The 20,363-nt window shown below is 64.8% G+C and carries 16 protein-coding genes; 11 read left to right on the plus strand and 5 right to left on the minus strand.

The window, feature by feature from the left end:
- Nucleotides 1-360 precede the first annotated feature (360 nt).
- A complete protein-coding gene (locus IF809_RS04125) occupies nucleotides 361-2,037 on the plus strand; it encodes a methyl-accepting chemotaxis protein (RefSeq protein ID WP_453993844.1) in 1,677 nt (558 codons plus the stop codon).
- 114 nt (nucleotides 2,038-2,151) lie between these two features.
- Here IF809_RS04125 and mutS read toward each other — a convergent pair whose 3' ends face one another.
- Nucleotides 2,152-4,890 carry a DNA mismatch repair protein MutS gene (gene mutS / locus IF809_RS04130; protein WP_462836902.1) on the minus strand — a complete coding sequence of 913 codons (2,739 nt, stop codon included), beginning with the start codon at nucleotides 4,888-4,890 and terminating at the stop codon, nucleotides 2,152-2,154.
- A gap of 215 nt (nucleotides 4,891-5,105) precedes the next feature.
- On the opposite strand from mutS, the gene pcaF reads away from it, so the two are divergent.
- From pcaF to IF809_RS04160, 6 genes are all read left to right on the plus strand, one after another.
- Nucleotides 5,106-6,314: a 3-oxoadipyl-CoA thiolase gene (gene pcaF / locus IF809_RS04135; RefSeq protein WP_462836903.1), complete on the plus strand. Its 1,209-nt coding sequence runs from the start codon at nucleotides 5,106-5,108 to the stop codon at nucleotides 6,312-6,314.
- 65 nt (nucleotides 6,315-6,379) lie between these two features.
- Entirely contained in the window at nucleotides 6,380-7,273 is an 894-nt protein-coding gene (locus IF809_RS04140) for a dioxygenase family protein (protein WP_128969019.1), read from the plus strand.
- Between the two features lie 117 nt (nucleotides 7,274-7,390).
- Nucleotides 7,391-8,092 (plus strand): protocatechuate 3,4-dioxygenase subunit beta, encoded by a 702-nt coding sequence (gene pcaH, locus IF809_RS04145; RefSeq protein ID WP_128969018.1) that lies wholly within the window; start codon nucleotides 7,391-7,393, stop codon nucleotides 8,090-8,092.
- A gap of 1 nt (nucleotide 8,093) precedes the next feature.
- Entirely contained in the window at nucleotides 8,094-8,696 is a 603-nt protein-coding gene (gene pcaG / locus IF809_RS04150; protein ID WP_128969017.1) for a protocatechuate 3,4-dioxygenase subunit alpha, read from the plus strand.
- A gap of 151 nt (nucleotides 8,697-8,847) precedes the next feature.
- Nucleotides 8,848-10,539, plus strand: a complete 1,692-nt coding sequence (locus IF809_RS04155; protein ID WP_128969016.1) for a methyl-accepting chemotaxis protein — start codon at nucleotides 8,848-8,850, stop codon at nucleotides 10,537-10,539.
- Between the two features lie 49 nt (nucleotides 10,540-10,588).
- Nucleotides 10,589-11,680 (plus strand): aminoglycoside phosphotransferase family protein, encoded by a 1,092-nt coding sequence (locus tag IF809_RS04160; RefSeq protein WP_128969015.1) that lies wholly within the window; start codon nucleotides 10,589-10,591, stop codon nucleotides 11,678-11,680.
- A 141-nt stretch (nucleotides 11,681-11,821) separates the two neighbouring features.
- On the opposite strand, the gene IF809_RS04165 is transcribed toward IF809_RS04160, so the two are convergent.
- From IF809_RS04165 to IF809_RS04175, 3 genes are read right to left on the minus strand one after another with little or no spacing between them, the layout of a single operon-like run.
- Nucleotides 11,822-13,378 (minus strand): MDR family MFS transporter, encoded by a 1,557-nt coding sequence (locus IF809_RS04165; RefSeq protein WP_128969013.1) that lies wholly within the window; start codon nucleotides 13,376-13,378, stop codon nucleotides 11,822-11,824.
- 4 nt (nucleotides 13,379-13,382) lie between these two features.
- Nucleotides 13,383-14,552, minus strand: a complete 1,170-nt coding sequence (locus IF809_RS04170) for an HlyD family secretion protein (protein WP_128969012.1) — start codon at nucleotides 14,550-14,552, stop codon at nucleotides 13,383-13,385.
- Nucleotides 14,545-15,027 carry a MarR family winged helix-turn-helix transcriptional regulator gene (locus tag IF809_RS04175; protein WP_462836904.1) on the minus strand — a complete coding sequence of 161 codons (483 nt, stop codon included), beginning with the start codon at nucleotides 15,025-15,027 and terminating at the stop codon, nucleotides 14,545-14,547. Before IF809_RS04175 ends, IF809_RS04170 begins: the two co-directional genes overlap by 8 nt.
- A gap of 157 nt (nucleotides 15,028-15,184) precedes the next feature.
- Between IF809_RS04175 and IF809_RS04180 the strand changes: the two genes are divergently transcribed.
- The 4 genes from IF809_RS04180 to IF809_RS04195 all read left to right on the plus strand — a co-directional run bounded on the left by IF809_RS04180 (nucleotide 15,185) and on the right by IF809_RS04195 (nucleotide 19,217).
- Nucleotides 15,185-15,679: a Fur family transcriptional regulator gene (locus IF809_RS04180; RefSeq protein WP_453981053.1), complete on the plus strand. Its 495-nt coding sequence runs from the start codon at nucleotides 15,185-15,187 to the stop codon at nucleotides 15,677-15,679.
- A gap of 242 nt (nucleotides 15,680-15,921) precedes the next feature.
- The gene (locus tag IF809_RS04185; RefSeq protein ID WP_453981052.1) at nucleotides 15,922-16,875 is read left to right on the plus strand and encodes a DMT family transporter; all 954 of its coding nucleotides are present in this window, start codon (nucleotides 15,922-15,924) and stop codon (nucleotides 16,873-16,875) included.
- Nucleotides 16,876-16,887: 12 nt separating this feature from the next.
- Entirely contained in the window at nucleotides 16,888-18,171 is a 1,284-nt protein-coding gene (gene ispG, locus IF809_RS04190; protein ID WP_462836905.1) for a flavodoxin-dependent (E)-4-hydroxy-3-methylbut-2-enyl-diphosphate synthase, read from the plus strand.
- 149 nt (nucleotides 18,172-18,320) lie between these two features.
- Nucleotides 18,321-19,217 (plus strand): TauD/TfdA dioxygenase family protein, encoded by an 897-nt coding sequence (locus IF809_RS04195; protein ID WP_462836906.1) that lies wholly within the window; start codon nucleotides 18,321-18,323, stop codon nucleotides 19,215-19,217.
- Between the two features lie 79 nt (nucleotides 19,218-19,296).
- Here the strand turns inward: IF809_RS04195 and IF809_RS04200 are convergent, their stop codons facing one another.
- A complete protein-coding gene (locus IF809_RS04200; RefSeq protein WP_462836907.1) occupies nucleotides 19,297-20,070 on the minus strand; it encodes an outer membrane protein in 774 nt (257 codons plus the stop codon).
- Between the last annotated feature and the right edge of the window lie 293 nt (nucleotides 20,071-20,363).

Below are 20,363 nucleotides of genomic sequence, written 5' to 3' on the forward strand. Positions count from 1 at the left end.
GCTCGACACCGCGCTGCGCAAAGTCCGTTCCGGGATGCCGGCAATCAGTGTCGCGTTCGAACAAGCCATTGAATGACATGTGTCATTTCAAATTGCGCCCGTGATTGGCGCCGCCCTCGGCAGGCGTCCCGCGGTGCCGGCTCCTGCCTGTTTACGACAGGTCCATTAGAACTTTCTTCGCGCTTTTCATCTACGAATAACCGAGCGTACCCGCTTCCGCTGTTGTCAGCGCGGAACCCGTCCCGATTGCATCCGAGTGCAGGGGACTCGCGGGAATTGTCGATTTGAGTACGGCTGTGTCGCCGCGACGTTCACTTCCCCCACGAGCTGTCCACCTAATTTCGAGATGGAGATTCTTTGATGTTCGGTCGCAAATCCCAGGTTGATGCACAAGCGCGGCTCGATGCTATCGGCCGCTCTCAGGCGATGATCGAATTCAATCTGGATGGCACGATCATCACGGCCAACAAGAATTTTCTCGACGCCCTCGGCTATCAGCTTGGCGAAATCCAGGGCAAGCATCATTCCATGTTCGTGCCGGCCGACCAGCGCGACAGTGCCGAGTACAAGGCGTTCTGGGCTGCATTGAACCGCGGCGAGTATCAGGCGCGGGAGTTCAAACGGATCGCGAAAGGCGGCCGCGAGGTCTGGATCGAAGCGTCCTACAATCCGGTGCTCGACGGCGACGGCAAGACGGTGATGGTCGCCAAGATTGCGACCGACATCACTGCGAAGAAAATCCGGAGCATGACGGATGCTTCGAAGATCGCCGCCATCAGCCGCGCCCAGGCCGTCATCGAGTTCAAGCTCGATGGCACCATCGTCACGGCCAACGAGAATTTCTGCAACGCGCTCGGCTATTCGCTTGCCGAGATCGAGGGCAAGCACCACAGCCTGTTCGTCGCAGAAGCTGACCGCAACGGCGCGGCCTATCGCGAATTCTGGGCCGCGCTCAACCGCGGCGACTACCAGGCGGGAGAGTTCAAACGGATCGGCAAGGGCGGCAAGGAGGTCTGGATCCTCGCTTCCTACAATCCGCTGCTCGACGAAAGCGGAAAACCCTACGGCGTCGTCAAGTTCGCGACCGACGTCACCGCGCAGAAGCTGAAGAACGCCGACCTCGCCGGTCAGATCGCGGCGATCGACAAGGCCCAGGCGGTGATCGAGTTCAACATGGACGGTACGGTCAATACCGCGAATGCCAACTTCCTCACCGCGCTCGGCTATTCGCTGGCCGAGATCAAGGGCAAGCATCACAGCATGTTCGTGGAGCCCAGCGAGCGCGACGGCGCGGCCTATCGCGAGTTCTGGGCCGCGCTCAACCGCGGCCAGTACCAGGCCGGGGAATACAAGCGCATCGGCAAGGGCGGCAAGGAAGTCTATATCCAGGCCTCCTACAATCCGATCTTCGACCTCAACGGCAAGCCGTTCAAGGTCGTGAAATATGCCACCGACACCACCAAGCAGGTGCTGGTCCGCATGGGCAACGAGCGCGTCCGCGGCATGATGGAATCCGTCGCGGCCGGTTCGGAGGAACTCAACGCTTCGGTGCGCGAGATCTCCGAGGCAATGACCAAGTCGCGCGAGACCGCGATGAGCGCCGTGGATCAAGTCGCCGCCGCCGATGCCCAGGCGCAACGTCTGACCGAAGCCGCGCAGGCGATGAGCGGCATCGTCGAGATGATCAACAGCATCACCGGCCAGATCAACCTGCTGGCGCTGAACGCCACGATCGAATCCGCCCGCGCCGGTGAAGCCGGTCGTGGTTTTGCCGTGGTGGCGTCCGAAGTGAAGAGCCTCGCCAACCAGGCGAAACAGGCCACCGACAAGATCGGCCAGGAGATCGGCAGCCTCAACGGCATTTCCGGCGATGTCGTCAGCGCGCTGAGCTCGATCAAGCAGGCGATCAACAACGTCAGCGAATATGTCACCTCGACCGCCGCCGCGATCGAAGAGCAGAGCACGGTGACGAACGAGATGTCGACCAGCATGCAGCGCGCTGCCGCGGAAGCAGCGGCTATGGCGGCGAGGGCGTAGCAAAGCGCGCAGGAATCGTAGGGTGGGCAAAGCGAAGCGTGCCCACGTTCTTCAGCGGTTACAGAGAGATCGTGGGCACGGCGCTTTGCGCCTTTGCCCACCCTACAGCACCCGTCACTGCTTCGGCAGTTTCGCCTTCAGCGCATAGAGCGCATCCAGCGCTTCGCGCGGCGACATCTCGTCGGGATGCAACTTCTTCACCGCCTCCATCAGCAGCTCGGCCTCACTCGGCGGCGCAGCCTCGGCGGCGGCGCGTGAGGGCACCGCGAACAGCGGCAGATCGTCGGCCAGCGCACGCGCGGTCTGGCCGCGGTCCTGAGCTTCGAGTTTTGCCAGCACCGATTTCGCGCGCGTGATCACGGCCGGCGGCAGGCCGGCTAGTTTTGCCACCTGGATGCCGTAGGAACGGTCGGCCGAGCCCGGCAGCACCTCGTGCAGGAACACGACATTGCCCTGCCATTCCTTGACCCGCACCGTCGCATTGAACGTGCGCGGCAGTTTTGCCGAGAGCGCAGTGAGCTCGTGATAATGCGTTGCGAACAGCGTGCGGCAGCGATTGCTCTCGTGCAGATGCTCGATCGCGGCCCAGGCAATGGAGAGGCCGTCGAAGGTCGCGGTGCCGCGGCCGATCTCATCCAGGATGACGAGCGAACGTTCGCCGGCTTGGTTCAGGATCGCCGCGGTCTCGACCATCTCCACCATGAAGGTGGAGCGGCCGCGGGCGAGATCGTCGGCGGCGCCGACGCGCGAGAACAGGCGGTCGATGATGCCGATCCGCGCGCGCGCGGCGGGCACGAAGCTGCCGATCTGCGCGAGCAGGGCAATCAGCGCGTTCTGGCGCAGGAAGGTCGATTTACCCGCCATGTTCGGGCCGGTCAGCAGCCAGAGCTGGCCGGATTTTTGCGCTGGGCTCGGCGAGAGGTCGCAGGAATTGGCGATGAACGGCTCGCCATTGCGCTTCAGGGCTTGCTCGACCACGGGATGACGGCCGGCCTCGATTGCAAAGCCGAGCGAGCCGTCGACCTCCGGGCGGACATAATTCTCATCGACCGCGAGCTTGGCCAGCGAGGTCGCAACATCGAGCAGCGCAAAGCCTTGCGCAGCGGCCCGCAGATCATCGCTGATCTCGATCGCTTTGGCACAGAGCCGCTCGAAGATCTCGAGCTCGAGGTTGAGCGCGCGGTCGCCGGCATTGGCGATCTTGGCTTCGATCTCGCCGAGCTCCGAAGTCGTGAAGCGCACCTGGCCCGCCAGCGTCTGGCGGTGGATGAAGGTCGCGTTGAGCGGCGCGGACATCAGCTTGTCGCCGTGCTGCGCGGTCACCTCGACGAAATAGCCGAGCACGTTGTTGTGCCGGATCTTGAGCGCCTTGACGCCGGTGTCGTCGGCGTAGCGCGCCTGCATTGAGGCCACGACCAGGCGCGAGGCGTCGCGCAGGTTTCGCGCCTCGTCGAGCGCCGGCTCGTAGCCTTGGCGAACGAAACCGCCGTCGCGCTTGATCAGCGGCAGTTGTTCGTCGAGCGCGCGGGCGAATTCGGCCGCGAGCTCGCGTGACGGCCGCTTCAGCGCCGCCATCACCGCGGCGATCTCCTGCGGCGGCTGGTCGAGTTCGCCGAGCCGCGCCAGCACCTGGTCGGCGGCGAGGATGCCGTCGCGCAGGCCCGCGAGGTCGCGCGGGCCGCCGCGGCCGACCGAGAGACGGGCGAGCGCCCGCGACATGTCGGGCGCGCCGCGCAAAATGCTGCGGATGTCTTCGCGCGTAGCCGAATCCGCCACGAAGGCGCTGACGGCATCGAGCCGCCGCGCGATCGCCGCTGGGTCCGTCAAAGGCGCGGCGAGCCGCTGTGCCAGCAGACGCGAGCCGGCCGAGGTTACCGTGCAATCGATCGCATCGAGCAGCGAGCCGCGACGCTCGCCCGCGAGCGTTCGCGTCAGCTCCAGATTGGCGCGGGTGGCGGGATCGATCGCCATGGTCGCGCCGGAGGCTTCGCGCGAGGGCGGTGACAGCGGCGGATGCTTGCCGACCTGGGTGCGGTCGACATAGGTGACGGCGGCGGCTGCAGCACTGGCCTCCAGCCGCGACAGCTGCGTCAGCCCGTCCATGGTCGCGACCGCAAAATAGTCGCAGAGCCGCTTCTCCGCGGTGGCGCCGTCGAAGACGTCGCGGGTGACCGGCGTCACCGCCGGGAGCTCGCGCAAGGTCTGCGCGAGTTCGTTGTCGCCATAGAGCGCGTCGGTGATGATGGCCTCGTTCGGGTTGATGCGCGCCAGCGTTGCGGCGAGCTCGCCACCCGAAACTTCGGTGACGGTGAACTCAGCCGTGGAGATGTCGATCCAGGCAAGCCCGAAACGGTCGCCGCCGGCGGAGGAGCGGGCACGTGCGATCGCCAGCAAATAGTTGTTGGCGCGCGCATCCAGCAGCGTGTCCTCGGTCAGCGTGCCCGGCGTGACCAGCCGCACCACGCCGCGGCGCACGACGCTCTTGTTGCCGCGTGCCTTCGCGGCCGCAGGGTCCTCGGTCTGCTCGCACACCGCGACCCGGTGGCCGGCGCTGATCAGGCGGTGCAGATAGTCCTCGGAGCGCTCGACCGGCACGCCGCACATCGGGATATCGGCACCCTGATGCTTGCCGCGCTTGGTCAGGACGATGCCGAGCGTCTTGGACGCGATCTCGGCGTCCTCGAAGAACAGCTCGTAGAAGTCGCCCATCCGGTAGAACAGCAGGAGGCCCTGATGTGCCGCCTTGATCTCCAGATACTGTTCCATCATCGGCGTGACGCGCGCAGCGGCTTCCGCGGGCTGAGCGGGGACCTCGTTGGGGGGCGGCGCGGGGATCGGCTGTTGCATCGTCATGGGCCGCGCAACCTACAAAATTTCGCCTCCAGCTCCTATCGGTTTGGCCTGATCGCCGAGGTTTTCCACGTTGTCCGCATCGCGGCATGCGTGGTCGGCGTGCACCCCCTCGGAACACGCGTGTATCGGTCAATTGACCTGCCGCGGACGCCCTCCTAAAACTCCGCCGACATTAAAGAATTTGGGCCGGACCGCGGCAGCCAGGGAGAACAACGATGCGTGACGTCTTTATCTGCGATGCCGTACGGACCCCGATCGGCCGTTTCGGCGGCTCGCTCGCCAAGGTGCGTGCCGACGACCTCGCGGCCGCCCCGATCAAGGCGCTGATGGCCAAGCATCCCAATCTGGACTGGGCGCAGGTCGACGAAGTCTTCTTCGGCTGCGCCAACCAGGCCGGCGAGGACAATCGCAATGTCGCGCGCATGGCCCTGCTGCTCGCAGGCCTGCCGGATTCGGTGCCCGGCCAGACCCTCAACCGGCTCTGCGCCTCGGGCCTCGACGCGGTCGGCGCCGCGGGCCGCGCCATCCGCTCCGGCGAGATCGAGCTGGCGATTGCCGGCGGCGTCGAATCCATGACCCGCGCGCCCTTCGTGATGGGCAAGGCGCAGGAAGCGTTCTCGCGCTCCGCCGAGATCTTCGACACCACCATCGGCTGGCGCTTCATCAATCCGCTGCTGAAGGCGCAGTACGGCGTCGACGCGATGCCGGAGACCGGCGAGAACGTCGCCGAGGAATTCCAGGTTTCGCGCGCCGACCAGGATGCCTTCGCCATCCGCTCGCAGCAGCGCGCCGGCAAGGCGATCGCATCGGGCTATTTCGCCGAAGAGATCACGCCGATCACCATTCCCGGCGGCAAGGCCGGCCCCATCACCGTCGACAAGGACGAGCATCCGCGCCCCGAGACCACGCTCGAAGGGCTCGCCAAGTTGAAGCCGATCGTGCGCAATCCCGGCACGGTCACCGCCGGCAATGCCTCCGGCGTCAATGACGGCGCGGCCGCGATGATCCTGGCGTCCGAAGCCGCTGTGAAGAAGCACGGCCTGACGCCGCGCGCGCGCATTCTCGGTCTCGCTTCGGCCGGCGTGCCGCCGCGCATCATGGGCATCGGCCCGGTACCGGCCACCCGCAAGCTGATGGAGCGGCTCGGCAAGAAGATCACCGATTTCGACCTGATCGAGCTGAACGAAGCCTTCGCCTCGCAGGGCATCGCCTGCATGCGCCAGCTCGGCGTCGCCGACGATGCCGATTTCGTCAATCCGCATGGCGGCGCCATCGCGCTCGGCCATCCGCTCGGCATGAGCGGCGCGCGCCTCGCGCTCACCGCCGTGCACGGCATGGAGAAGCGCGGCGGCAAGCTCGCGCTCGCCACCATGTGCGTCGGTGTCGGCCAGGGCGTGGCTGTCGCGATCGAGAAGGTGAACTGAGTTCTCTTCTCTCCCTCTCCCCGCTTGCGGGGAGAGGCGAAGAGTCCGGTGGTTGGGAGAACACCATGATCATCGCGCGCGAGCAGGACGTCACGGCCGCCGCTCTGGCGGTGATGGAGCGGACGTCCGATCCGCGGATGCAGCAGATCATGGTCTCGCTGGTCAAGCATTTGCACGGCTTCGTCCGTGACGTCAGGCTGACCGAGAAGGAATTCCGCGACGCCACCTCTATCATTGCCGAGCTCGGAAAGCTGACCACCGACACGCATAACGAAGTGGTGCTGATGGCGGGCTCGCTCGGCGTCTCGTCGCTGGTCTGCCTGCTCAACAACGGCGACCAGGGCAATACGGAAACCGATCAATCGCTGCTCGGCCCGTTCTGGCGTTTGAACTCGCCGCGGGTGGAGAACGATGGGTCGATCGTCCGCTCCGAAACCCCCGGCGCGCCGCTGTTCGTCAGCGCCCGCGTCGTCGACAAGGACGGCCGTCCGGTGGTCGGGGCGGAGGTCGATGTCTGGCACGCCTCGCCGGTCGGGCTTTACGAGAACCAGGATCCCGAGCAGGCCAACATGAACCTGCGCGGCAAGTTCACCACCGATGCCGACGGGCGCTTTTCCTTCCGCTCGGTGATGATGATCGGCTATCCGATTCCGACCGACGGCGTCGTCGGCCGTCTGCTCGAGGCGCAGGGCCGGCATCCCTATCGTCCGGCGCATCTGCACGCTTTGATCTGCAAGCCCGGCTTCAAGGTGCTGATCTCGCAGGTCTACGATCCCAACGATCCTCATATCGACAGCGACGTGCAGTTCGGCGTGACGCAGGCGCTGATCGGCAAGTTCGTGCGCCACGAGACGCCGCATCCGACCGCGCGCGACGTTTCGGCGACCTGGTATTCGCTCGACCACACCTACCGGCTCGAGGCCGGCGAGGCCGTGCTGCCGCGCGCGCCGATCAAATAGGACAGGCCGGCCACAGTGAGGGGAGGGCGCGAAAGCGGCTTCCCTAAATTAGTTATATTCTATAATGATTGGCGCAAAGGTGTCCGGCCACCGGAATGGCCGGGGAGGAGTTCGCCAATGACATTCATCTATCCCACCGACAGCAACAAGGCGCATCCGCTGCCGCTGTCGCCCGAGTACAAGAGCTCGATCAAGCGTGCGCCGAACAAGCCCTTGATCCCGATGCGCCACACCCTGTCGGAACTCACCGGGCCCGTGTACGGCCACGAAACCGTGCGCGAGGGCGACAACGACCTCACCACCCAGCACACGGGCGAGCCGCTCGGCGAGCGCATCATCGTGCACGGCCATGTCCGTGACGAGGACGGCCGTGGCGTGGCCAACACGCTGGTCGAGATCTGGCAGGCCAATGCCTGCGGCCGCTACGTCCATGTCCGCGACCAGCATCCGGCGCCGCTCGATCCGAACTTCACCGGCGCGGGCCGCACGGTGAGCGATGCATCAGGCTATTATCGCTTCGTCAGCATCAAGCCCGGCGCCTATCCGTGGGGCAATCACCACAATGCCTGGCGTCCCGCCCACATCCATCTCTCGGTGTTCGGTCATTCCTTCGTCTCGCGCCTGGTGACACAGATGTACTTCCCGGGCGATCCGCTGTTCCCGTTCGATCCGATCTTCAACTCGGTGCCGGACGAGAAGGCGCGGATGCGCATGGTCTCCTCGTTCGACCTGGAGAATACCAAGCCCGAATGGGCGCTGTGCTACCGCTTCGACATCGTGCTGCGCGGCAAGAACGCCACCCCCATGGAGACCCACTAACGTGCAGAATTCTGCGAAGCCCGAGGGGATCACGCCGTCGCAGACGGTCGGCCCTTTCTTCAAATACGGCCTGACGCCGACAGGCGAGTACGCTTGGAATGATGCCTTCACCAACTCGACGCTGACGCCCGATGTCTCCGGCGACCGCGTCCGCATCGAGGGCCGGGTGCTCGACGGCGACGGTGCAGTCGTGCCCGACGCCATGCTGGAGATCTGGCAGGCGGATGCGCAGGGCCGCTACGCCGATCCGCAGGACAAGCGCGCGCTGCCGAACGCGAGCTTCCGTGGCTTTGCCCGCTGCGGTACCGACAAGGACGGCAATTATTCCTTCGACACCATCAAGCCGGGCACGGTTCCCGATCCTGATGGCAAGCCACAGGCGCCGCACATCGTCCTGGCGGTGTTCGCGCGCGGCATGCTCCGGCATCTCTACACCCGCATCTATTTCAGTGACGAGGCCGGCAATGCCGCCGATCCCGTGCTGTCGCTGGTGCCGGCCGACCGCCGCGCCACGCTGATCGCGGTGCGCGAGGCCGGCAAGCCGGTCTATCGCCTCGACCTGCGCCTGCAGGGCGACGGCGAGACGGTGTTCTTCGACGTGTGAGGCAAGGCATGCCGGCGACGTCAGGTCGCCGGCAGTGCTCCCGTATTTCCCCGGGGGGGCGCGCGGGATGCAATTTCCGCGCGAATAAAGTCCGTGTTTACCACAGTCCTATAATCTTCGTCTTATTTGGCGCGGGCTATCGGATTGTTTCATGAAGATTCGTCTTTCGCTGACATCGGCGATCATAGCGTTTGGCATCGTTCTGGCCATCGGCTTCACGGCGGTCGTCTCGACCAGCCTCTATGCCCTGCGCGAGCTGAAGGTCGGCGGGCCGCTCTATTCCGATATCAAGCTCGGCAATGACCTCATCGCCGATATCCTGCCGCCTCCGGAATATGTCATCGAGGCCTATCTCGAAGCCACCCTCGCCATGCGCGAGCCGGACCAGTTGGCGGCCCATGGCGAGCGCCTGGTCCAGCTCCGCAAGGATTACGACGAGCGCAAGGCCTATTGGACTGCCTCCAGCCTCTCGGCCGACCTGAAGACGGCTTTGGTGTCCAGGTCCGACGCCGAGGTGCAGAAGTTCTGGAAGCTATTGTCCGATCAGCTCCTGCCGGCGCTCAAGGCCAAGGATATGGCCAGTGCCGAACGCGCCTATGCACAGCTCAAGGACGCCTACACTGCGCATCGCACCGTCATCGACAGCATCGTCGACAGCGCCAACAAGCAGAATGCCGATATGGAGAAGCTGGCCGCCGACCGCGACAGCGCAATGCTCCTTATTCTGCTCGGCGTCTCAGCAGCCGTGCTCGCCTTCATTGCCGCGGGCCTGCTCGGCGTTGCGCTCGGCGTGGTGCGCCCGATCGTCCGCATGACGGACACGATGCAGAAGCTCGCCAGAGGCGATCTCGCCGCCGATATTCCATTCGCGCATCGTCAGGACGAGGTCGGCTCGATGGCTGGCGCGCTAGAGGTGTTCAAGCAGGGAGCGATCGAGAATTCGCGCCTGCGCGAGGAGCAGTTGCGGCAAGAGCAGGAGGCGGCACTTGCAAAGCGCGGTGCGCTGCACCAGATGGCCGAGACCGTCGAGCGCGAGACCGGCCGCTCGGTCGACACCGCCAGTGCGGCGACGCAAGGTGTCGAGCGCGCTGCCTCGAGCCTGTCCGAGATCGCGCGATCCCTGTCCTCGGAATCGCAGGCGGTCGCCGCAGCCTCCACCCAGGCGCTCGGCAGTTCGCAGACCGTTTCGGCCGCCGCCGAAGAGCTGAGCGCCTCGATCCGGGAGATCGCAACGCAGGTCGGGCGCACCTCTGCTGTCACCAAGTCCGCGGTCGCGGGCCGCGAGCAGGCGCGTTCGACCATCCAGGCGCTGGCAGGGTCGGTGAAGAAGATTGCCGAGGTCTCCGACCTCATCGGCGGCATCGCCGGCCAGACCAATCTGCTCGCGCTCAACGCCACGATCGAGGCGGCGCGCGCCGGCGAGGCCGGTCGCGGTTTTGCGGTCGTCGCTGCCGAAGTGAAATCCCTGTCCGACCAGACCGCGAAATCGACCGAGGAGATTGGACGCCTGATCGCGGAGATCCAGGCCTCGACCGAGGCCGCCGTCGATGCCGTCGAGACCATGGGCGGCCATATCGCCGAGATCGACGGCGTGGCGACCTCGGTTGCGGCCGCGATGGAAGAGCAGGACGCCGCGACGCGGGAGATCGCCCGGTCGATCTCCGAATCGGCATCCGCTGCCAAGGAGGTCTCGGCCAAGATCGCCAATGTCAGCCGTGACGCCGCTTCGGTGAACGAGCGTGCCGCGGAGGTCAGGCAGGCCATCGCGGGCATGGCGGCCAATCTGGAATCGCTGCGATCGGTCGTCGTCCGCACCGTGCGCGACTCGACCGCCGCGGCGTGAAATCAGGCGTCAGTTCGGCCGCTGGCGCGCGGGGCTGCGATCGTGCAGTATAGCCAGGGACAGGGGCATCGTGAATTTCATGACACCTCCACAATTGCCTGACGTCGTCGAGCCCTCCCGACTGACGGCCGCGCTGCGCAGGGCCGGCGCGCTGGACGCCGGCGCCGTGCGCGAGGTGAAGGTGCTGCATCAGCGCGACACCGTCGTGTCGCGCATCATCCGCCTCGGCCTGCGCTATGTCGGCGAGTCCACCGGCGCCCCGCAATCGCTGATTCTGAAGATGGCGCATGCCGCCTTCGTGGGGACTCTTGCAGATCGCGGCGAGCACGAAGTCGCCTTTTACACGCAGCTCGGGCCGAACATGCCGCCGGGAATCGTGCCGCGCTGCTTCGACGGACGTTTCGACGCGGAGAGCGGGAGCTGGCATCTCCTGCTCGAAGATCTCACTGACAGCCATGAACTGGCGACTGTACCGACGCTGCCACCATCGCGAGAGCAGTCGATGGCGATCGTCACAACGCTGGCGCGCATGCACGCGGCATGGTGGAATCATCCCGACCTCGGCGAGACCGTCGGCACCTGGTCGAGCATCGAGGATAGCGCCGCGCGCATGGAGACCTTCGCCGGTCATTACGATCGTTTCGCCGATGAGATCGGCGATCGCCTGAGCGAGGAACGGCGCATTCTCTATCGCCGTCTCATCGAGCAGTCGGCCCGGCTGTCGCAGCGCTATCATTCGCACCGCCACGTCAGCATCGTCCACGGTGATGCGCATACCTGGAATTTCCTGCTGCCCCGCGCCGGCGTCGCCGGTACCGTGCGCATGTTCGATTTCGACCTGTGGGGCATCAATGTGCCGACCCACGATCTCGCCTACATGATGGCGATCCAATGGTATCCGGAGCGCCGGCAGGCGCTCGAGCGGGCGCTCCTTAATCGCTACTACGAGACGCTGCTCGCCCAGGGCGTCGCCGGCTACACGCGCGGCGCGCTCGACCAGGACTATCGCTGGTCGGTGCTCTGGCACATCACCAAACCGGTCTGGCAATGGGCTATCGACCTCCCACCGGGGATCTGGTGGAACAATCTGGAGCGTGTGATGATGGCGGTCGAGGATCTCGGCTGCGAGGAGTTGTTGTAGGGGAGTTGCGATTGCCTGGCGCCCTGCATCCGCATCGTCATTGCGAGGAGCACTTGCGACGAAGCAATCCAGACCGTCACTGCGGAAAGATTCTGGATTGCTTCGCTACGCTCGCAATGACGAAGGTAGTGCGAGCTTGGCCTACTCCATCACCGCATGTTCCGGCCCCGCCGCCTGTTTGCGCAGCGTGGCCTTGGTCGAACCGATCAGCAGCGCCAGCGGGATGGTGCAGAGGATGAAGAACATCACGAGCTGGTAGTCGTGCGAAAACGCGATGATCTGCGCCTGCACGCTGACCATCCTGTCCGCCATGGCGCGCCCGGCGTTGGTGGTGAGATCGATCATGCGGCTGACATCAGGCATCTGCAGCGCCTGGTTGAACGGGTTGATGTGCTCGGACAGGATCGCATAGGTCCGCCGCGTCCCCTGCGTCAGCTGGGCGATGACGACGGAGATGCCGACCGAGCTTGCGACGTTGCGCATCAGCGTCAGCATCGCGGTGCCGTCGGTGCGAAGATCGTTGGAGAGCGTTAGGAACGCCACGGTCGAGAGCGGCACGAACACCAGGCCGAAGCCGAAGCCCTGGATGACGCTGACGGTCACGATCTCCGGCACCTGGGTCAAATCGGTCCAGCCGGTCATCTGGAACAACGAGCCCGCGGTCAGCGTCAGGCCCGAGATGATCAGGGTCCGCGCCTCGAAGTAACGCATCATGCGGCCGACCAGCATCATGGCGAAGAAGGTGCCGAAGCCGCGGCTCGCCAGCAAGAGGCCGGCGGTGATGATGGGATAGCCGATCACGTTCTGCATGTAGGGCGAGGCCAGCGCCATGGTCGAGAACAGCACGAGCCCCATGACGATCATGAATACGCAGCCGGTGACGAAGTTGCGATCCCGAAACAGCGCGAAGCGGATGAAAGGCGTCGAGGTCGTGAAGGAGTGCGCGAGGAAGAAATAGAAGGCGACGGCCGAGACGACGAACTCGGCGATGATCTCGTTGGATTCGAGCCAGCCCAATTGCTCGCCGCGGTCGAGCGCGAGCTGCAGCGCCCCGATCGCGACCGCCAGCGCGGCGAAGCCGAACCAGTCGAATCTGAGGCTCAGGTCCTTCCTGGTCTCGTCCATGAAGATGATGAGCCCGATCACCGTGATCGCGCCGAACGGCAGGTTGACGAAGAACACCCAGTGCCAGGAATAGGTCTCGGTCAGCCACGCGCCCAGCGATGGCCCCATGATCGGGCCCATCATCACGCCCATGCCCCAGATCGACATCGCCTTGGCGCGTTCCTGCAGCGTGTAATAGTCCAGCATGACCGATTGCGATAACGGCACCAGCGCGGCGCCGAACACACCCTGCAGCAGACGGAACAGCACCATCTGGTTGATGTCCTGGGCAAGGCCGCAAAGCACCGAGGCCATGGTGAAGCCCGCCGAGCAGATGATGAAGATGCGCTTGCGGCCGAACCGATTGGCGATCCAGCCGACCGGCGCGGTCATGATCGCAGCCGCGACGATGTAGGAGGTCAGCACCCAGTTGATCTGGTCCTGCGAGGCCGACAGCGTGCCCTGCATGTAGGGCAAGGCGACGTTGGCGATGGTGGTGTCCAGCGCCTGCATGATGGTCGCGGTCATGGCGCAGATCGTCACCATATTCCGGCGCAGGCCGGGAACCATCAGGTTGGCATTGGGGCCGGACATCGGATCAATCCTGATCTTTGTCTTGGCTCGCGGTCGCCGACAGACCGAACAGTCCGGCGAGCGAGCGCTTGTGCCCGGTGTCGATGGTGGCGTAGACGCTCATGCCGGCTTTCAGCTTCTTCACGTCCTTGTCGGTCTCGTCGAAATAGATGCGGATCGGCACGCGCTGCACCACCTTGACGAAATTGCCGGTGGCGTTCTGCGGCGGCAGGATCGCGAATTGCGCGCCCGTGCCTGGCGAGAGCGAGCCGATCTTGCCCTTGAAGACGTGGTTCGGGAATGCGTCGACTTCCAACGTAACGGGCTGCCCTTCGGTCACGTAGGTGAGGTCGCTCTCCTTCGGATTGGCATCGACCCAGGGATGGGCAACGTCGATGATGGTGAACACCGGCGTGCCGGCGGCCACATAGCGGCCGAGCTGGATCTGCTCGACCTGAGTCGCGATGCCGCCCATCGAGGCGCGCACCACGGCGTGGTCGAGATTGCGTTCGGCGTTTTCGAGCTTGGACTTGGCCTGGGCGTAGGGCGGGAATTTCTCCAGCGGCAGGTCGGGATCGCCGAGCAGCTGGGTCTTGGCCGTCGAGATCTGCTGCCTGACATATTGCGCGATCGAGCCCGAGGTGACCAGCGCGTTCGACGCGTTGTCGAGGTCGAGTTGTGAGCCGAAACTGTTCTTCACCAGCGCCTGCTTGCGTTCGACGTCGCGCTGCTTCAGGTCGACGCCCTTCTGGGCGAGATCGAGCATGTCGCCGTAGATCTTGATGTTGGCGCGCAAATTGTCATAGGTCGTCTTGGCCTGCATCAGCTGCGCCTTGGCCTCGTCGACGGCGAGCTGGAACGGCACGGGGTCGATCTCGAACAGCACGTCGCCCTGCTTGACGAGCTGACCTTCCTTCACGACCACCTTCTGGATCTTGCCGGAGATATCGGGGGTCACCAGCACCTTCTGCGCGCCGACATAGGCATCGTCGGTGCCGACATAGCGGCCGCCATTCAGGTAGAAGGTCAGGCCGGCGATCACGGCGACGATCGGAAGCACCACCATCAGCAGGAAGCGGCGATAGCGGCGCAGGCCGGCAGTGATACGCCGGCGCGGGTCGGTGCCGGCCTTCTTGGTCGGCTTGCCGCTGTCGAGCTTCTGCTCGGGCTGGAACTTGAGAACCTGATCAGCCATAGCGCTGCTCCTTGCGTGCTTGCTCCGCGCCTGATGCCTGGATCGCGCTCCGCACGTTTTCTTTGATGGTTTCGAGTTGGGTGAGGAGACGGTGGGCATCGGTCGGGCTGATGCCGTCGAGCGCGTTGGCGGTCAGCTCGGATTTGAGGCCGCTCATCTTGCCGAGCAGCGCACGGCCGGCCTTCTTGAGGTAAAGACGCTTGACGCGGCGGTCCGAGGCGTCGCTGCGGCGCTCGATCCAGTCGTTGTCGCAGAGCTTGTCGATCAGCCGCGTCAGCGTGATCGGCTGCATCTCCAGCAATTCGGCGAGTTCCGACTGTTTCATGCCCTCGCTGCGCTCGACCTTGGCCAGCACCGCCCATTGGGCGCGAGTGATGCCGAAGCGCGAGGCCTCCTTGTCGGCATAGACGCGCAACAGGCGGTAGAGCTCGCCGAGCGTGAAGAGGAAATTCTGGTCGACAGACCCGCGGGTCATAAGCTTGGTCTCCAATAAGCTCAGAATATAATAAGCAAGCTTATGAATTTTTCATGGCGGCGCGCCGCGACGCTGTCCCGCGGCAAAAGCATGGCTGACCGCCGCGGCGGCGGTCGCGCTTTGGGTTCCCCGGCCGAAATGTTAGAAGGCAGGCCGGATGACCCTCGCAAAGCCGGTATTTCCGACGCCCGACCATGATCACGGCCGCTGCACCGCGGACGCGCTGACGCATGCGGAGGCGGTTTGCGAGGCTCGCGCGCAGAAATTCACGCCGATCCGCCGCCAGGTGCTGGGGGCGCTGCTCTCCAGCCACCGCCCGCTCGGGGCTTATGAGGTGATCGACGAACTGGCCAAGTCGATGCCACGACCGGCGCCGATCACGGTCTACCGTGCCCTCGATTTCCTGATGGCGAACGGTCTCGTGCATCGCATCGAGAGCCGCAACGCCTATCTCGCCTGCGCCGCCCACGACCACGACGCGACCTCGGCGGTGGCGTTCCTGATCTGCGAGCGCTGCGGCCTGGTCGGCGAGATCCCGTCGGGGTCCTTTGCCGGAGATCTCAACGCCGCGGCGCGTGCGTCAGGCTTCGCGCCGAAATTGTCCGTGGTCGAGATCACGGGCATCTGCACCCATTGCCAGAAAGTCTCTTAGAGAGATGAAACCAGGTCGAGCCAAAACGGCGGTGGCCGCCTCTCCCAAAGGGAGAGGTCGCGCCGAAGGCGCGGGTGAGGGGCTTCGCTCTCTCGTGGGACCGGCGCCCCCTCACCCGATTTGCGCCGGACGATGCTCCGCATCGCCGGGAGCAAATCGACCTCTCCCCGCTGGGGAGAGGTGAAGAGACCGCCGTCTGATCGATCAAGCAACAACGGCGCCAAAGCCGGTCCCAGGAAGACATGTCCGCACCTCAAACCATCCCCTCCGCCGCACGCCCTCTCAGTGCCGGCGCCGTCGCCCTGATGCTGATGCTCTGCCTGACCTGGGGCTTCAACCAGATCGCGGTGAAGCTGGTGCTGCCGGATGTGCCTCCGATGCTGCAGGCGATGATCCGTTCGATCGGCGCGCTGCCGGTGCTGTTCCTCATCGGCACGTTTCGCGGCGTCAAATTCTTCGAGAATGACGGCACATGGAAGCCCGGCCTGATCGCCGGATTGATGTTCGGCATCGAGTTCGTGCTGATCTTCCAGGGCCTGCGGCTCACCACGGCCTCCCGCGCGGTCGTGTTCCTCTACACTGCGCCATTCTTCGTCGCGCTCGGCTCTTATCAGATGCTGGGCGAGCGCCTTGGCGGCACGCAATGGCTGGGTCTCGCAGTGAGCTTTGCGGGGGTCGCGCTCGCGATCGGCGTTCCCCAGGCCAATGTCGATTCCCACGTTCTGCTCGGCGATCTCATGATCGTCGGCGGCGCATCGCTCTGGGCCGCGACCACGCTGGTCGCCAAGGGCACGCGGCTGCGCTTCGCCGCGCCCGAGAAGGCGCTGGGCTACCAGGTGGCGACCTCGATCCCGATCCTGGGGACGGCCGCTCTGCTATCGGGGGAATCCATCACCCATACGCCGTCCCCGCTCACGATTGGCCTCCTGGCGTTCCAGGCGATCTGGGTGGTTGGAACCACGTTCACGCTTTGGTTCGCGCTGGTGAAGGCCTACTCGGCCAGCAAATTGTCGGCTTTTACCTTCATCACCCCTTTGTTTGGCGTGGTGGGTAGCTATTTCATCATGCACGACACCCTGAGTCTGGCCTTTGGGGCGGCTGCCGTCCTTGTAATTGCTGGGCTTTTCCTGGTTAACCGTCCGAGCCAAAGTGCTGCGGCGCCGGCTGATGCATTGCTGAACGTCACCAAAACCTGATATTTGGACCCCATGAACAAGCTCGAAAACACCATCGATTCCGACCTCGCGGGCCCCGCGCCCCGGCACAAGACGACCCAGGTGAAGGTGGGCAACGTTGCCGTCGGCGGCGGCGCGCCGATCGTCGTGCAGTCGATGACCAACACCGACACGGCCGACATCGACGGCACCATCGCCCAGGTCGCAGCGCTCGCGCGCGCCGGCTCCGAAATGGTCCGCATTACCGTGGACCGCGAGGAGGCCGCTGCCGCCGTTCCGCATATCCGCGACGGCCTCGCCAAGCGCGGCATCACCACGCCCCTGATCGGCGACTTCCACTATATCGGCCACAAGCTGCTCGCGGCCTATCCGGCCTGCGCCGAGGCGCTCGCCAAGTACCGCATCAATCCCGGCAATGTCGGCTTCAAGGACAAGCGCGACACCCAGTTCGCCGACATCATCGAGATCGCGAACAAGAATAACAAGCCGGTCCGCATCGGCGCCAATTGGGGCTCGCTCGACCAGGAGCTCTTGACCAAGCTGATGGACGAGAACGCCGCCTCCGCGAATCCGCGCGACGTGCGCGCGGTGACGCGCGAAGCGATGGTGCAGTCCGCGCTGCTCTCGGCCGCGCGCGCCGAGGAGCTCGGCATGCCCAAGGACCGCATCATTCTCTCCGCAAAGGTCTCGGCGGTGCAGGATCTCATCGCGGTCTATCAGGATCTCGCTTCGCGTTCCGATTACGCCATCCATCTCGGCCTCACCGAGGCCGGCATGGGCTCGAAGGGCATCGTGGCGTCCTCGGCCGCGCTCGGCATCCTCTTGCAGCAGGGCATCGGCGACACCATCCGCATCTCGTTGACGCCGGAGCCCGGCGGCGACCGCACCCGCGAGGTGCAGGTCGGCCAGGAGCTGTTGCAGACCATGGGTTTCCGCACCTTCGTGCCGCTGGTTGCAGCGTGCCCCGGTTGCGGCCGCACCACCTCGACCACGTTCCAGGAGCTGGCGCGCTCGATCCAGGACTTCATCCGCGACGAGATGCCGAACTGGAAGAGCAAATATCCCGGCGTCGAGGAGCTCAACGTCGCCGTGATGGGCTGCATCGTCAACGGCCCCGGCGAATCCAAGCACGCCAACATCGGCATCTCCTTGCCCGGCACCGGCGAAGCGCCGGCCGCGCCCGTCTTCGTCGACGGCAAGAAGTTCCGCACGTTGCGCGGTCCGACCATCTCTGCCGATTTCAAGGCGCTGGTGATCGACTACATCGACCAGCGCTACGGCCAGGGCGCCAAGGTCGCCGCGCCCGCGGCGGAGTAGGCGTTTCTCACATATCGGAAGCGTAGGGCGGATTAGCGCAAGCGTAATCCGCCTTTTTTTTGCGGAAGCGAACTGGCGGGTTACGCTTCGCTAACCCGCCCTACATTGCTACGATGGCTCCCAATCAAGAACGATCGGGAGACGCATCCATGAGCTCACTCGCCGGCAAGCAAGGCCCGCGCTATCGCCACACGGCGGACGACGGCGCGCCTTACGAAACCATCGCGGTCGAGAAGCTCACGCCCATCATCGGCGCGGAAATCTCCGGCGTCGAAATCGGCGCGCTCGTCGATGGCGATGCGCGGTCCAACAGGCAGATGGACGAGATTCACCGTGCGCTTGCCGAAAACCTCGTCATCTTCTTCCGCGACCAGCACATCACGCCAAAACAGCATCTCGCCTTCGGCCGCAAGTTCGGCGAGCTGCATGTCCATCCTGCCGCGCCGCACGAGGACGAAGACCCGGCGCTGATGAAGATCTATGCCGACAAGAACTCGCCGCGCGCCAACGGCGAGGGCTGGCATTCCGACGTCTCCTGCGATCTCGAGCCGCCGATGGGCTCGATCCTCTACATCAAGCAGTGCCCGCCGCGCGGCGGCGACACGCTGTTCGCCAACATGTACGCGGCTTATGAGGCGCTGTCGGATCGCATGAAGATCTATCTCGACGGCCTCACCGCGCTGCATGACGGCGAGCCGATCTATCGCGGCCTTTACGCGAACTACGGCGTCGCCGATCGTCCGTCCTATCCGCATGCCGAGCACCCCGTGGTGCGCACGCATCCGGTCACGGGCAAGAAGGCGCTCTACGTCAACCGCGGCTTCACCCGCCACATCAACGGCATTCCGCGCGACGAGAGCGACGCGATGCTGGCCTATCTCTACCAGCACGCCGAGAATCCGCTGTTCCAGTGTCGCTTCCGCTGGACCGAGAACGCCATCGCCTTCTGGGACAACCGCTGCACCCAGCACCGCGCCATGTGGGACTACTGGCCCCACACGCGCTCCGGCACGCGCGTCACGGTGAAGGGGGAGCGGCCGGTGTGACGGCCGAACAGCGCCGGCGCAAAACAAAAGAGCCCGGGATGGACCCGGGCTCTTGAGCTTTCAGAGTCTCAAGCTCTGATCAGTACCTGGCGACCACCGCCCCCGGCCACGGATTGAACTTGAAGCTGATACGGCCCATCACGGAGTCGGCCTTGGCATTGACGTTGCGGTTGTCGGCGAAGCAGCCGGCGCAGTTATGCTGGACCGTGTCGAACTCGTAGTGCTTGTAGTCCACGCCGAGGATCAGGTAGTCGAGCACCGCATAGTCGAAGCCGGCGCCGGCGTACCAGCCATTGTGATCGGCGCTGGCGGGCGAGAAGGCGAGGCCGGTTGCGTTGATCAGGCCCTGGCTCTCGATGTGGGCGCGGGCGAAGCCGCCCTGGCCGTACACCATCCAGCGATCCCAGGCCCAGCCGAGCCGGCCACCGATATAGCCGATGTCGCGGATGCGCGCCTGACAGGACTGGATTCCGGCGACGAAACCGCAGGGACCGGCGATGCCGTTGGCGATGGTGCTTCCCCAGCCGTTCCCGACTGCGTTCCAGCCGCCCTCGACGCCGAACACGACGTGGTTCCACTGCTTTTGGATGCCGGCAAAGCCGCCCGCGGTCCAGTCGCTGTGGCTGTCCGTGCGCCAGCCGAAGCCGGGGAAGTTATAGAAGTCGCCGTTGGTCGTATTCCAGATGCCGCCGGCCGCACCGCCGACATAAATACCGGACCAATCGTAGATTGCGGCAGCCACCGGCGGCGGAGCCTTGGTGTAAGGACGCGCGGCAAGATCGGCCGCAGCGGCGGCGCCGGCGAACGCAAGAGAAGCTACGGTCGTCACGATCGACTTGATCAAGGCCTTCATGAAACCCTCCCGAGGAATCGATTGGAACAATTACAGGTTGATGCTGACTTTAGCGGCAGATTGCATTGAATGCCGTCACCCGAGCGCAACAGTCAGACACAATATGCTCCCGTGCAGATCGATCAGCCTGATCTGTCGTCCGTGCCGGAACACACCTCTTGAGCGACCTGCAAGCGAAACCTTTTTCAATTTCAACGTGTTGCGACGACCTTGGCAGTGCGGGAAGGCGGGAACCTAAATCCATCGGGCAACCCCGCCCGTCCGCGTTGACCTCGTCCGGGCCTTGCGTCAAC

The organism is Bradyrhizobium sp. UFLA06-24 (assembly GCF_054967145.1).

What these genes read in the sequence shown, in the direction of transcription:
- IF809_RS04125 (WP_453993844.1), top strand. Translation starts at nt 361, where the DNA reads ATGTTCGGTCGCAAATCCCAGGTTGATGCACAAGCGCGGCTCGATGCT.
- mutS (WP_462836902.1), bottom strand. Translation starts at nt 4,890, where the DNA reads ATGACGATGCAACAGCCGATCCCCGCGCCGCCCCCCAACGAGGTCCCC.
- pcaF (WP_462836903.1), top strand. Translation starts at nt 5,106, where the DNA reads ATGCGTGACGTCTTTATCTGCGATGCCGTACGGACCCCGATCGGCCGT.
- IF809_RS04140 (WP_128969019.1), top strand. Translation starts at nt 6,380, where the DNA reads ATGATCATCGCGCGCGAGCAGGACGTCACGGCCGCCGCTCTGGCGGTG.
- pcaH (WP_128969018.1), top strand. Translation starts at nt 7,391, where the DNA reads ATGACATTCATCTATCCCACCGACAGCAACAAGGCGCATCCGCTGCCG.
- IF809_RS04155 (WP_128969016.1), top strand. Translation starts at nt 8,848, where the DNA reads ATGAAGATTCGTCTTTCGCTGACATCGGCGATCATAGCGTTTGGCATC.
- IF809_RS04165 (WP_128969013.1), bottom strand. Translation starts at nt 13,378, where the DNA reads ATGTCCGGCCCCAATGCCAACCTGATGGTTCCCGGCCTGCGCCGGAAT.
- IF809_RS04170 (WP_128969012.1), bottom strand. Translation starts at nt 14,552, where the DNA reads ATGGCTGATCAGGTTCTCAAGTTCCAGCCCGAGCAGAAGCTCGACAGC.
- IF809_RS04175 (WP_462836904.1), bottom strand. Translation starts at nt 15,027, where the DNA reads ATGACCCGCGGGTCTGTCGACCAGAATTTCCTCTTCACGCTCGGCGAG.
- IF809_RS04180 (WP_453981053.1), top strand. Translation starts at nt 15,185, where the DNA reads ATGACCCTCGCAAAGCCGGTATTTCCGACGCCCGACCATGATCACGGC.
- IF809_RS04185 (WP_453981052.1), top strand. Translation starts at nt 15,922, where the DNA reads ATGTCCGCACCTCAAACCATCCCCTCCGCCGCACGCCCTCTCAGTGCC.
- ispG (WP_462836905.1), top strand. Translation starts at nt 16,888, where the DNA reads ATGAACAAGCTCGAAAACACCATCGATTCCGACCTCGCGGGCCCCGCG.
- IF809_RS04195 (WP_462836906.1), top strand. Translation starts at nt 18,321, where the DNA reads ATGAGCTCACTCGCCGGCAAGCAAGGCCCGCGCTATCGCCACACGGCG.
- IF809_RS04200 (WP_462836907.1), bottom strand. Translation starts at nt 20,070, where the DNA reads ATGAAGGCCTTGATCAAGTCGATCGTGACGACCGTAGCTTCTCTTGCG.